Genomic DNA, 13401 nt, shown 5'->3' on the forward strand with positions numbered 1-13401 from the left:
TTCGATGTAGCACTTGGAGCCCTTGTAGGTATATTTGTAGGTTATGTTATAACAACTGCTTACGATATATTGAAGAAAAGCAGAGAAAAGACAGATATTCAAAACCAAACAGAAACCAAAGAACAGGGTAAAGATGGAGAACAGAAGGTATAAATTTTTATTTATTCTGATTATGTTAGCGGTCACCCTGCTACGCATACTTTACATAAAATACGGTCCACTTGACCTCTCAACCGAAGAAGCACAGTACTGGGAATGGTCAAGGAGGCTTGACCTCAGTTATTACAGCAAGGGTCCTATGGTTGCGTATATCATTTACATTCTCACAAAGATCGGTGGAAACACAGAACTTGCTGTGAGAACAGGTGCTGTGGTCATTTCTATCCTGATATCTATCCTGTTATATATATTCACAAAGGATATATTCAAAAGCGAGAGGGCAGCTTTTTTTGCAGGGGTTGTGCCACAGGTTACACCGCTATTTGCAGCGGGCTCAATCCTTATGACTATAGACCCTCCATTTATACTCTTCTGGGGTCTTTCAATATATTTTTTAAGAAAAGCGGTTACGGAGAGGGAAAATATATTCTGGTATCTTACCGGTATTGCAATTGGTTTCGGTCTTCTCTCAAAATATACGATGGCAATGTTTTATCCTTTAGTTTTTTTATTCCTTCTTCTTTCAAAAAAAGACAGGCATTGGCTTATCCGAAAAGAACCATATTTAGCCTTCATAATCAGCATCATCATATTCAGTCCTGTCATCATCTGGAATATCCAGCATGACTGGGTCACAGTGAAGCATGTAATAGGACAGGCGAATGTACCTGCAGGATTTCGCGCCTCCTCAAAGTGGTTTATAGAATTTATTGTCTCACAGGTAGGTATCATTACACCCCTGGTCTTTGCAGGAATTCTCTATGCGATGATTAAAAGCGGACAACTCGCATTGAAGAACCCCAGAGACCATCTGTTACTCTTTCTTACATCTGCACCTGTAATAATCTTCTTTGCCCTTAAGAGTCTTCAGGGAAAGGTTCAGGCAAACTGGCCTGCCCATGCTTATTTTACTGCCTTTGTCTCTGTATCAGGAATATTTGAAGGTCTATATCTAAAAAAACGTGGTATCAGGATATTTGTTATCTCTGCAATCTTTATCGGAATTATCCTTACTGGATTTGCACATTACCCTCAGATCTCAAGCCTTTTCGGTATAGAATTAAAGCCAAAGATGAATCCAACAAATCGGCTCATTGGATGGGAAGAAGTCGGACATAGAACAGGCACTATCTATAGAGAGATGAGTGAACGGAACCATACATTTATATTCAGTGATAGTTATCATGTTGCAGGTGAACTTGCTTTCTATGTCCCGGAGAATCCAGTAACCTATAATGTCAACCTCGGTAGAAGGATGAACCAGTACGACCTGTGGGAAGGGTTTAACAACTTCATCAAGAGTGATGCAATCTTTGTAAAGATGGGTGGTGATGATTTCCCTGATGCCCTAAAAGTTGCATTCTCCAGATACGAAAAAGAACCGTTCTATATCTATAGAAGTGGAAAGCAGGTAAGGGAATTCTCTATATTCAGGTGCTATGATTTTAAGGGGTTAAAGATTCCGATCGAAAAGTTGAAATATTAAAAATTTCTTGCAAGAAAGGAATTATTGCATTATAGTTAGCATAGAGGAAATATAGTGGGTGATCAAAGGATATACCTCAGACTTGGAGACAGCGTGCAACACCTGAGATACCCCGAATGGGGTATAGGGAGGGTAGTTGAGGAAAGACACTCTACACTTTCAGGTGGTTTCTGTTTTGTAAGGGTAGTTTTTCAGGATGGTATCGAACGGTCATTCATAAATGACCTTGACAACAATAACTGCTGTTATTATGCTGGGGTAAGGCTTAATGGTTACATCACGCTGTAATTCTTCTTTATAAATGTAATCTCTTCATTCCTGCTTGTTAGGACACCATCCAACCGTCCTTCTAAAAGCCTTTTCTGTATCTCTTTGTATACTGGTCCAGGCTTGATTCCAAGTTTTTCAATATCCTTTCCTGTCAGAGATATCTTAACCTTCCTTAATTCTGTTAGATAGATAGATATATACCGTTTTGAATGTTCATCCTTAGCCTTTGCCATCATAAAAAGAAGAATCTCAAGGGAGAGCAAATTCAATAGTTCATATATTCTACTTGGTTTAAGTCTTTTATTCTTTGAAAGTTCGTTAAGTATCAATAAATATTGTTTTCTTCCATAATATACTTTTTCTTTTATACTGTCAGGCACACTCAAACGGTTGCAGAGTTCTATTACCTCTCTATCAGTAAGACCATCGATTAACCCCATAAAGTATATGAGCCACTTTTCAAGCGGAGATTCGAGATAAAGAAGCTTATACCACGAGAGCGTCTCATTTATAGATTCAAAGAGTCTGTGGAGTTCCCTCGTAAACCTGAGTGAGAGATGTATAAATTGTAACAGATTGAAATCATCCATCTTTTTTACTGCCTTAAGTGGCTCGACCTCAGAGAAAATCAACACAAGTTCACCATAAAGTCTTGGTCCTGAGAGTTTATCAAAGAGGTTCATATTCACAGCTATCTTTATCAAGTTGGCAGTATGCTTACTTATCTTGAAGTTAAATCTCTGCTCAAATCTGATTGCCCTGAAAGCCCTCGTTGGGTCTTCAATAAAACTGAGATTGTGCAGTATTCTTATAACCCTATCTTTTATATCCCTCTGTCCACCAAAAAAGTCTATAAGATTTCCATAGTCCCTTAAGTTCAGTTTGATCGCAAGTGTATTGATTGTAAAGTCTCTTCTGTAAAGGTCTTTCTTTATAGAACTTGTCTCAACCCGCGGGAGGGCAGCTGGTGAATCATAGTACTCAGTTCTTGCGGTGGCTATATCGAGTTTAAATCCATCCATGAGCATCACAACAGCAGTTCCAAATTTCTGATGACTTTTAACAGTCGCCTGCATCTTAGAGGCGATATTATTGGCAAAAGCAATCCCATCACCCTCAACAACGATATCAATATCAAGGTTCTCATAACCCATAAGTATATCTCTAACAAAACCGCCTACCAGGTATGCGTTGATACCCATCTCGTCTGCAATCAAGCCAACAATCTGGAGGGTCTCTATAACCTTTTCAGGTAGTCTTTCATACATAAGATTAGCGATATTCTTCTCAGGAACATAAGCCCTTTCTTTTATCTCATCTCCTGTAATCTTGCTCCTTCTAAGCATTTCTTCATGTAATGACCTCAATATGTCAGTTCTTGTAATAGCCCCTATAATTCTCTTTTTTTCTACCACGGGGGTAAATCGCTGATTATGCTCTATCATCCTCTCTTCAATCTGGCTTACAGGTGTCTCTGACGATGCTGTATAGACATCAGTCGTCATAAATTGTGAGACCTCTGATTTTCCAAAACCATGATAAATAGCCTTCTCGACAACCTCTCTCGATATTACCCCAGAAAATACATCTCCATCAATCACAGGAAGCACATTGACAGCATATTGTGTCATTAATGTCTCTGCCTCTTTTATAGTGAGATCCTTTGTGATTGTTTTTACAGGTGTTGTCATTATATCCTTTGCAATCTTCTGTGGTCTAACCAGTATCTTCAATAGTTTTATAAGTTGTTCCTCTACCTCAGTAATTGTCATGTTCTTTATTGTGGCAGATGACGCAAAGGCATGACCTCCTCCTCCAAATCTGCTAACAATTTCACCAACATCAACCTCAGGAACCCTGCTTCTTGCGATCATGTGAATTCTTTCTTCCATCCTTATAATCACAAAGAGCACATCTGTACCCTCCATGTCCCTGAGTTTGTGTGCGATGATAGCAATGTCTCCTGAGAAGGAATCCCTTGATGCAATCGCTATCGTTACTGGTATGCCATTGATAACATAATTCTTCTTTGCCTCCAGGAGTTCATTGAGGAGACTTATCTGTTCTGCATCGAGCTCCTTTACAATAAAATCCGAGACAATATTGAGGTTTGCTCCTCTTTTCAGTAGATATGCTGCTGCAAGAAGGTCCCTCTCAGTCGTAGAGGAAAACATCAGAGAGCCTGTCTCTTCATAGATACCTAACGCAAGGATTGTTGCCTCCATCGGCGTTATAGCGATATTTTTTTTCTTCATAATCTCTGTAAATATCGTTGATGTTGCTCCTACCTTTTCTATTAGTTCAAAATCTCCTCTGAGGTCTCCCTCTGTAAAAGGATGATGGTCGTATATATGTATACTGAGGTTTTGTCTGCCAAGTATATCTGAAAATTTACCAATCCTTCCTGGGCTTTTCGTATCTACAAGGATAAGGCGGCTAATCTTAACCATATCGAGTGTCTTCAATTTATTAAATTCAATGATAGGGGAAGTTGCCTGGAGGAGAAAATCTCTGAGCCATTTTTCCTGAGAACCAGAAAAGACAACCTTTGCATCTGGGTAGAGCTTCTTTGCTGCTACCATAGAAGCAAAGGCATCAAAGTCTGCATTTGTATGTGTTGTGATTACTTCCAACTTACCTTCTCTCCTCCACCTCTTTCTCTATCTCTACCTCTTTCTCTTTCTCCTCTGCCTTCAATTTCTTTGCTATCTCTCTGAGTTTTTTATCCACGAGATAATTTATCGTTCCTTCAGGATATGTCATTTCTTCTGTGAGTTTCCCTGCCTCTACACCTGTTAATATCTCTATACCTTCCTCAGCTGTACTTATCGGGTATATGTGGAACTTACCTTCTCTAACGGCTTCGATCACATCATTCTTTAGCATGAGATTTTTGATATTTTTCTCAGGGATTGTAACCCCCTGTTCTCCGGTAAGCCCTTTAACCCTGCAAACATCAAAGAATCCTTCTATCTTTTCGTTTATGCCTCCTACAGGCTGGACTTCACCCATCTGATTCATAGATCCCGTCACTGATATATCCTGTTTTACTGGTAATCCCGAAAGGCTACTCAACAGTGCAAAAAGCTCAGTGCAGGTAGCACTATCTCCCTCCACTTCTTCATAGAGTTGTTCAAAACATAATGATGCAGATAGTGATAGAGGATAATCCTGAGCATATTTCCCACCAAGATAGGCGCTTAATATCATAATCCCCTTGTTATGTATCCTGCCACTCATTTTGGCTTCACGTTCTATATTGACCACACCCGACTTGCCTGCAAATGTCTTTACGGTTATTCGTGAAGGTTTACCAAAACTATAATCTCCAAGATCAACAACGGAAATACCATTAACCTGACCTATTACAGAGCCTTCGGTATCCACCATCAATGTCCCATCAACTATAAGTTCCCTTATCTTTTCCTCAATCTTATTGCTTCTGTATATCTTCTCAGAAATAGCCTTTTCAACATGGTTACCTGTCACATATTTATTCTGTTCTTTTGATGCCCAGTAGTTTGCCTCACGAATTATATCTGCTATATCACTAAATCTTGCGGAGAGTTTACTCTGATGCTCAGCCAGTCTTGTACCGTATTCCACAACCTTCGCAACTCCTGTCCTGTCAAATGGTTTAAGTGCCTCTTCCTTACACCTCGTAGCTATAAATGCTGCGTATTTATGGATATTTTCTTCTGTTCTGTCCATTCGATTATCAAAATCTGCTTTTACTTTAAAGAGTTTTTTGTATTCTTCATCGAGGTTATAGAGAAGATAGTATAAAAATGGATTACCGATCAGAATAATCTTTACATTAAAAGGTATCGGATCAGGCTTGAGTGTAACGGTAGATATAAGACGATACTGTTCCCATATATCTTCTATCTTTATTTCTCTGTTTCTTATTGCCCGCTTAACGGCATCATAGGCAAATATGTTTTTTAGAAGGTCCAGCGCATTTACCACAAGATAGCCACCATTTGCCCTGTGCATTGCACCTCCCTTTATCATAGTAAAGTCTGTTAATGCAACACCGTATTGAAATTTGTGTTCAATCCTTCCAAAAAGGTTATAATAAGTTGGGTTTGGCTCAATAATCACCGGGGCTCCACGCAGGTCTCCATTATTCACAAGGATATTTACTTTATATCGTGTAAACGATGGTTCAGGCTTCGCCATCTTTAAAAATGATACTGGTGTGGTTGTTTCTTCTGGTGTTTTGAAATCATCTAAATTGTTGAGTGCATCTTCTTTAACATCGTCAAAAAACTCTATAAGTTTAGGGTATTCCCTGTATTTGCTCTTCAGTTCATCAACTAAATGCCTGACCGAGGAAAGCCCAACATCTCTTTCCAATCTATTAAGTTTTTCCTTTATTGTTTTTTCTGTTTCTCTTATCTGTCTAAGAACATCATCAAGTTTTTCTTGCAATTCCTTGCTGAGTGTCTCTATCTTCTTTTTCATCTCAGAACCAAGTGAATCAAACTCCTCCTGGCTGAGTGGTTCACCACCGCTTTTTACAGGAACTATGACAACCCCTGTAGGAGTTTTTCTTAAAGCAAAACTCTGTTTAGCTGCCTCATCCTCCAATTCAGAAAATAGCCGCTTGCTTTCCTCCTGGTATTCCTCGAGTATCTTATTCTTGTGTTTTTCATAATCCTTACTCTCAAACGCCTTTGATATTTCCTGTCGTAGCATGCTCACCAGCTCATCAGTGTCTTTCTGTAAGATAATCCCAAGACCAGGTGGAAGGTTAAGTGCCTTAGGTCTGTCAGGGTCTTTAAAATTATAAACATACACCCAATCGTCTGGAATCGTCTCTTCTGCAGCTTTCTTCTCAAGTAATGCCTTTATTGTGGTTGTCTTACCTGTTCCACTCTCACCGAGCATATAGATGTTAAAACCCTGACTATCGAATCCAAGCCCGAAATCAATAGACCTTAGAGCCCTTTCCTGTCCTATCGTACCTTCAAGAGGAGGAATATCATCTGTGGTATCAAACCTAAACTGTGAAGGATCATATATCCATCTAAGTTTTTCTGGTGAAATTTCACGATATCTCATATCCAATTACCTCCTATCTTTTATCTCTGTTCTTTGCTCTGTGTTCTTTGTTCTGTGTTCTGTCTTCCCTGTTTCCCTTGGATGTAACTCTTGATGTATTTTTTTTAACCTCCCAACCGATATATGCGTATATATCTGCGTGGTTGAAATCGCAGAATGTCCCAACATTATCTGTACAGACCTCAAATCCGCACCACCCTGAAGCAAATGAGTTGCAAATGAGTGACGTATAACATGTGGTGAAACATGGTCTCTGATACCAGAACTGTGGGCATATTTCTTAATCGTCTGCCAGAACCTTTGCCTTGTTAAAGTTCTTCCACCCTGCCCTACAAAGAGAGACTGCGATTGTTTCCCTTTAAGAAGTTTAGGTCTTGAAGAAGACATATATTCTTTTACCCATTTAGAAGCCTGCTCACCTATCGGTACAACCCTTTCCTTTGAGCCTTTCCCGTAGGCTATTAGATAATTTGCCTCGAGATTTATATCGTTGACCCTCATTCCAACAAGTTCTGATACCCTCAAGCCAGACGCATAGAGAACCTCAAGCATCGCCCTGTCTCTTATCCCGAGTGGTTTATTTATATCTGGTTTCTCAAGAATGTTATTTATATCCTCTATATTCAGAAATCTGGGAAGATTACTCCATTTTCTTGGGGTTTCCATATCTTCTGTAGGATTATCCTTTGTATAGCCTTCAGAGATCAAGAAACGATGAAACCCTTTTATTGCAGAAAGCATCCTCGCAATAGATGGGGGGGCTAAGCCATCCTCCTTCAGATGGTAAAGGAAGGTTATAACATCTGCCCTCTTCAACTTCTTTATCCCTTTGAGAAATGTAAGATATTTCTTAATGTCTCTTTTATATGAGAGTATTGTATTTCTGGAGAGGCCCTTTTCGACCGTAAGAAATTCGATATATCTCTTCATTCTATTATCCATGGTTCAATTTTATCTGATTTTTTCAATGATTGCAACCTCGTGAAAAATTTGACAAAAGATGATAGCCATGTTATATAGTGGGGAAGGTGTTCGCTTTGCATTTTCAATGGTTCTTTAATCAAAACTTTTGGGGAGGGTGCCATGACTGGAAGAAAATTAGGGATGCTGATTAATACCGATAAACACACAGAGGATGTGGTCGGTATAGCAAAGGCTGCAGTAGCTAAGGGTAATTCTGTCGTAATCTTTATGATGGATGATGGTGTAAAACTTTCTACAGACCAAACCTTTAAACAACTCGTAGGTATGGATGGAATTTCACTGAGTCTGTGTGAACACAGTTGTCATGTAATCGGACATCCTGTGGAAGAAATACCCGAAGGAATTATACGGGGAAGTCAATATAATAATGCTTTAATGGACCACGAATGCGATAAGGTTATTGTTTTATAAGGTTGTGGAGGGAGATATGGCAAAAAAGATAGCAGTTATAGTCAGAGACAGGCAGGCTGAGGCATTGAGGATGAGTGGTGGTATTACTTTACTGGATGATACTATAGAGATTTTTATACCTGATAGAAAACTCAACATGGATGACCATGAGGTCGCAAAACACATCGAAGAGCTGATCGAACCACTTGAGATCAAAGTATATTCTAATAATAAAGAAAATAAGGCTGAATATCTTTCTCTGGGAGGCATAGCTGAAAAGCTTCTTGAATGCGACCACATCCTTCCATATTAATACCCAACTATTGTCACCCTGAGCGGAGCGAAGGGTCAAGACAGAAGCGGTTGTTAGGTAAGAAAGGGGGCGTTGAATGAAGATTCTTTATATATTGAAATCCGAGCCAGATGAGATTATAAAAAAGATAATAGAATATCACTCAACAAATAAGAATCACACAGTCAAGATAATTGAGCTATATAAGGAAAATACAGGCTATGATGAACTCATTGATCTTATATTTGAATATGATAAAGTTATCAGTTGGTAGAAAGAGGTAAGATTCGATATCTGATTTGTTCAGGCTAAAGAAAATTGACTATATCTTAATCATTTCTCTTCTCACAATATCAACATATCCAACACTTTTTGTTTTCCGCTATCTGGATGACAATGTACTTACCAGCTGGGCATGGACATTTGATAATATTAATGTAGTTAGGATTTTTTTAATCATCATATTCGGTATTTTCTTTGCTTTCCTGACTTCAAAGGTCTCGTTTCCTGAACGCAATCCTGCTACCTTCCTTTTTCTCTCCTCCTTTCTAATCGCAATGTTCTTCTGGAGAGAGCCAGAGGTCATTGTCGATGCCTCAAGGTATTTCACACAGGCAAAACATCTGAAAATATATGGAATTGGATATTTCTTAAAAGAATGGGGCAATAGTATTCCAGCCTGGACCGATTTGCCACTTATCCCTTTTATATATGGAATGATTTTAAAGTTTTTCGGGGAATTCAGGATTTACATCCAGATTTTTACAACCTTTCTGTTTTCGATGACTATTGTGCTCACTTTTCTTATAGGAAAAACTCTCTGGGGCGAGGATGTTGGTTTTTTTGGTGGAGTACTCCTTCTCGGTACTCCATATCTCTTCATCCAAGTACCGCTTATGCTTGTTGATATACCAACTATGTTCTTTCTCACATTTTCAATCTTTACTACTATCAAGGCACTGAATGAAGGAACAGTAAAATTCATAGTGCTTTCGTCTCTGTCTATTTTCCTTACCTTCTTTTCCAAGTATTCGACATGGTTAATGCTTTCAGTTCTGATTGTCGTATTTCTGGTTCTCAGAACTCAGAACTCCAAACTCCAAACTCCGAACTATATTTATAGAGGTATTGTAATCGCCTTAATCTCTGTTTTTTTAATCGGATGCGTAATTTTATCTAAGTATGATGTCTTTTCAGAGCAGATCAAACTCCTTATGGCTTATCAATTACCAGGATTGAAACGGTGGGGGGAGAGTTTTGTTTCAACTTTCCTTTTTCAGATACATCCATTTATTACTGCTGCGGCATTATATTCCACCTATGCTGCTTTCAAAAAAAGAGATTTGAAGTATACGATTATAAGCTTTCTGGTGATTCTAATAGTTTTAATGCAAATCAAGAGGATACGATACATCATAATGGTATTTCCGATGTTTGCATTAATGGCTTCCTATGGGTTACGGGAAATTAAAAATATAGAACTCAGGAAATTTATTGTTTCCTGTGCTGTTATTTTTTCACTTGTAGTTGCGACCTTTGCGTATTTCCCTTTTATTCAGAAAATAAGTACTGTAAACCTTAAGGATGCTGGAGAGTTTCTGGATTCCCTTGATGTAAAAAATGTAGAAGTCTTCACCCTACCATCAATAAAACCCATAGTCAACCCAGCTGTTTCTGTTCCCATTCTTGATCTTTTTACAGATAAACGAATTTATTATGAGTATAATCCTGATTTTTTCCCGGTCAGTGAAGAGATCAAAAAATCTGCCTTGCGATTTACATGGGAATACAAAAATCCAAAATATTATACCTTTAACAATGAAGATTCAAGAAAGGCTATAGTAGTAATATCAAGTGATATAGAACAGACCCTTCCAGAGTATATTGAACAAAAGACAAAAAAATACCCTCATTCTATAGTTTTTAAAACCACAGAAGGGGTATTTCAGTATAAAACAATTGTTACAGTTTATTATGGTAAAAATGGGTAAAAATGGGACGGCCTGCCGTCCCATTTTTACCTGTAGTCTTTTTATAATCTTTTGAAGGGGAAAGGTTATTTTTTGTAAGTGATTATAATAATTGGTGATTCTGCTTTTTAATGTAATCATGTAGCCTTTTTGTTACAGTTCATCCTACCTTCTTTTTCAATCAGCGTTAAAAATATCCTTTAAAATCAATGTGTTAAGTTATCTGGTATTCTGGCATATCTTTTGCTCAATATATATTAACGGAAACAGCGTAGATAAAATGAAAGGCCGACCCTTCTTGTGAGGGCGATACTGGTAGTCGGAATCACCTTAGGGATATTCTGCATTGCTGCATTGAGTCTTGTAGTCGGTGCGATTCTTGGGACTGTTGCTGCAAAAACAATTTATTAAAAGATGACAAAAACCGTTCGCATCAATTTGTTGGTATTGACAAATAATGAAAGAATATGGTATTAAAAAAACTCTATTCTCCTTAAGAAATCTAATAGTTTAAAATTCTGGGGGAGGAGGTGAAATAACAATCGAAGAAGATCTTTTTAACGCAAACCTACTGTTAAAATTAACACCATATTATTAAAACAAATTGCCTGTCTGCGTGTCGCACAGGTAGAAAGGGAGGGTCTATAATATGTCTGAAGAAAAAAGAAATCAAATCTGGGCGCTTATAATCACAGGTTTCCTTATCCTTGTTAGCCTTGTGTACTACAATGTGAATATATTCTATATATACCTCATCACTTATATCTGGTTTGGATTCGCCTACGGTATAATGCTCCAGTACGGGAGGTTCTGTTTTGCCTCTGCTTCGAGGGATCTTTTCGCTGCGGGTGTTCCGAGGATGGCTGTTGGGGTTATGATAGGACTTATGTTCTTCAGCATCATGCAGGCAATCGTTTCAGCCATTGGTCTGAGCACCTTCCACCCTGCTCCATTCGGGCTCCATATGTTAATCTCAGGGATAATCTTCGGGCTCGGTATGGTCCTTGCTGGAGGTTGTGCGTCAGGCTCTCTTTATAAAGTTGGTGAGGGTAATATGACCAATTTTATGGCTGTAATCTTCGGGCTCTGTTTAGGACAGGCAATATTTGTGGATGTAGGAGGTATCTTTGATAAACTCATTCCTGCATCATGGGAAAAATCAGCCCTCGCAAAAGGACTTCCAGAGTATATAATTAAGGATGGGTGGTTTGATAAATATCTTGCCGGTTATGTATGGAATCAGCCTACAATAACCCTTGCCGACACAAAGTTCATATCCAGTACATTTCCAGGGGCATGGAAATACTTCATCGGCAATTCCCTTATAAATGCTATAATACCTGCTGCGCTCGTTATCTTGCTCATCTACTTTACAGTCTACAGAAAGTCCTATATCAAAAAGGCAGGAAGCCCATCGCTCGGGTTCGGTGGTGAAGTGGGTGGAATCTGGTCGATGATAACAGCATCCAAAAGGACTGCAATAATGGGAATAGTCATAGGGATTACAGCAGGGCTTCACATACTCGCTATAGGTGGATTACAGCGTAAGTTTGGTGTTACAAACTTTGGAGGGCTTCTACAAAGGATGGGTTATCCACAGGATACCTCATTGATGGGAGAGGTCTTTGATCCCGGATACTGGTATATAACAAGTCAGGAGGCACAGTTTGGCGCATGGGTGTTGGAGAAATTAGGCTTGGATATGCATAACAATATATTCTTTGGAATAAACAATGGCATCCCTGAACTATTACGCAACCCCGCGCTCTGGATGTCCATGGGTATTATCCTCGGTGCAATGGTAATGTCACGTATGAATAATGAATTCGCCCTCAAATGGCCTAAGGGAGAACTCTGGGTATGGGGTATCTTAGGAGGTCTGCTCATGGGATTTGGCTCAAGGCCATCCCTGGGATGCAACATAGGTGCATTCTTTATAAGGATTTCAGGAGGAGACCCTAATGGATGGTTATACGGCGCTGGTATGGCAACCGGCGCATTCATTGCAGTAAAATTCTTTAACTGGTGGACAGAAAGGAAGATGGCTAAAGAAATGGAGTACTTCTGAAGTGATTAGTGACAGTGAGCAGTGTCTGTAACTGAAGATAAAAACTGACACTGACAATAAAAAGGAGGGAATAAAATGGCGATTAAATTTGAGAAAAAAAGTGATGGGAACTATATGCTCGATGTATGTGGATATGTCTGCCCTCACCCCCAGCTTTACACAAAGAAATCACTTGAAAAGATGCAGACAGGTGAGTTCCTTGAGGTAATTTTTGACAATCCATCCTCTGCAGAAACCATCACCCAGTTGTGTGATGCAATAGGGCATGAGATTTTAGAGAAAAAAAAGGAAGGGGCTAAATTTATTTTCAAGATTAAAAAGGGATAATAAGTGTCGGTGAAGGGAGGGTTTATGAAAACTACTAAATGGATAATAGTGATCACTCTTGTGGTTATTATAGGTTTACTGATTATTTACAGTCAGACGGGTATTCCTAAAGGGGCAGAAAAGCCTAAGGCAAAGGCAGCAGGCTATGGTGGTGCTGTAAGCCCTATGACACCAATGATTGCTTATGTCAAGCTGCCAGCTATGCCAGGGGATGAAAAGATCCCGGAGGGGGTAAATCTCCATCTACTCATTCAGACTGCGGATCTGGAGAAGAACCTTGGCAAATGGATTGTCGTTGATTGCCGTCCTAAAGATCTTTACGATGAAGGGCATATTCCCACTGCAATACATCTTGGCGAGACCTGTAATGACTTCTTCAGGGATGACC

At 39.1% G+C, this 13401-nt stretch carries 13 protein-coding genes; 9 read left to right on the forward strand and 4 right to left on the reverse strand.

From position 1 onward, the window contains the following. Positions 1-133: 133 nt before the first annotated feature. Together AB1488_01800 and AB1488_01805 are read left to right on the forward strand one after the other, a co-directional pair. The gene (locus AB1488_01800; GenBank protein ID MEW6408832.1) at positions 134-1645 is read left to right on the forward strand and encodes a glycosyltransferase family 39 protein; all 1512 of its coding nucleotides are present in this window, start codon (positions 134-136) and stop codon (positions 1643-1645) included. A 54-nt stretch (positions 1646-1699) separates the two neighbouring features. Beyond that, the gene (locus AB1488_01805; protein ID MEW6408833.1) at positions 1700-1933 is read left to right on the forward strand and encodes a DUF3553 domain-containing protein; all 234 of its coding nucleotides are present in this window, start codon (positions 1700-1702) and stop codon (positions 1931-1933) included. Here AB1488_01805 and AB1488_01810 read toward each other — a convergent pair. From AB1488_01810 to xerD, 3 genes are read right to left on the reverse strand one after another with little or no spacing between them, the layout of a single operon-like run. Continuing rightward, positions 1918-4548, reverse strand: coding sequence for a CBS domain-containing protein (locus tag AB1488_01810; GenBank protein MEW6408834.1), 2631 nt, complete (start codon positions 4546-4548; stop codon positions 1918-1920). The two genes, AB1488_01805 and AB1488_01810, sit on opposite strands and share 16 nt — an antisense overlap. Position 4549: 1 nt before the next feature. After that, positions 4550-6982 (reverse strand): ATP-binding protein, encoded by a 2433-nt coding sequence (locus AB1488_01815; protein MEW6408835.1) that lies wholly within the window; start codon positions 6980-6982, stop codon positions 4550-4552. Between the two features lie 6 nt (positions 6983-6988). Next, positions 6989-7924: a site-specific tyrosine recombinase XerD gene (xerD, locus tag AB1488_01820; GenBank protein MEW6408836.1), complete on the reverse strand. Its 936-nt coding sequence runs from the start codon at positions 7922-7924 to the stop codon at positions 6989-6991. A gap of 141 nt (positions 7925-8065) precedes the next feature. Between xerD and AB1488_01825 the strand changes: the two genes are divergently transcribed. The 3 genes from AB1488_01825 to AB1488_01835 all read left to right on the forward strand — a co-directional run bounded on the left by AB1488_01825 (position 8066) and on the right by AB1488_01835 (position 8922). After that, positions 8066-8377, forward strand: coding sequence for a hypothetical protein (locus AB1488_01825; GenBank protein MEW6408837.1), 312 nt, complete (start codon positions 8066-8068; stop codon positions 8375-8377). Between the two features lie 16 nt (positions 8378-8393). Further along, positions 8394-8669 (forward strand): hypothetical protein, encoded by a 276-nt coding sequence (locus tag AB1488_01830; protein MEW6408838.1) that lies wholly within the window; start codon positions 8394-8396, stop codon positions 8667-8669. A 76-nt stretch (positions 8670-8745) separates the two neighbouring features. Further along, positions 8746-8922: a hypothetical protein gene (locus tag AB1488_01835; protein ID MEW6408839.1), complete on the forward strand. Its 177-nt coding sequence runs from the start codon at positions 8746-8748 to the stop codon at positions 8920-8922. A 108-nt stretch (positions 8923-9030) separates the two neighbouring features. Here AB1488_01835 and AB1488_01840 read toward each other — a convergent pair whose 3' ends face one another. Continuing rightward, a complete protein-coding gene (locus tag AB1488_01840) occupies positions 9031-9258 on the reverse strand; it encodes a hypothetical protein (protein ID MEW6408840.1) in 228 nt (75 codons plus the stop codon). Between AB1488_01840 and AB1488_01845 the strand changes: the two genes are divergently transcribed. The 4 genes from AB1488_01845 to AB1488_01860 all read left to right on the forward strand — a co-directional run. Continuing rightward, positions 9206-10639 (forward strand): glycosyltransferase family 39 protein, encoded by a 1434-nt coding sequence (locus AB1488_01845; GenBank protein MEW6408841.1) that lies wholly within the window; start codon positions 9206-9208, stop codon positions 10637-10639. The two genes, AB1488_01840 and AB1488_01845, sit on opposite strands and share 53 nt — an antisense overlap. 628 nt (positions 10640-11267) lie before the next feature. Continuing rightward, positions 11268-12686 carry a YeeE/YedE family protein gene (locus AB1488_01850; protein MEW6408842.1) on the forward strand — a complete coding sequence of 473 codons (1419 nt, stop codon included), beginning with the start codon at positions 11268-11270 and terminating at the stop codon, positions 12684-12686. A gap of 75 nt (positions 12687-12761) precedes the next feature. Further along, on the forward strand, positions 12762-13013 hold the full coding sequence (locus AB1488_01855) for a sulfurtransferase TusA family protein (GenBank protein ID MEW6408843.1): 252 nt from the start codon (positions 12762-12764) through the stop codon (positions 13011-13013). A 24-nt stretch (positions 13014-13037) separates the two neighbouring features. Then, positions 13038-13401 (forward strand): rhodanese-like domain-containing protein (locus AB1488_01860; protein ID MEW6408844.1); only part of this gene is annotated, 364 nt, incomplete at its 3' end.

This window comes from Nitrospirota bacterium, assembly GCA_040756155.1.
Taxonomy (GTDB): Bacteria; Nitrospirota; Thermodesulfovibrionia; order JACRGW01; family JBFLZU01; genus JBFLZU01.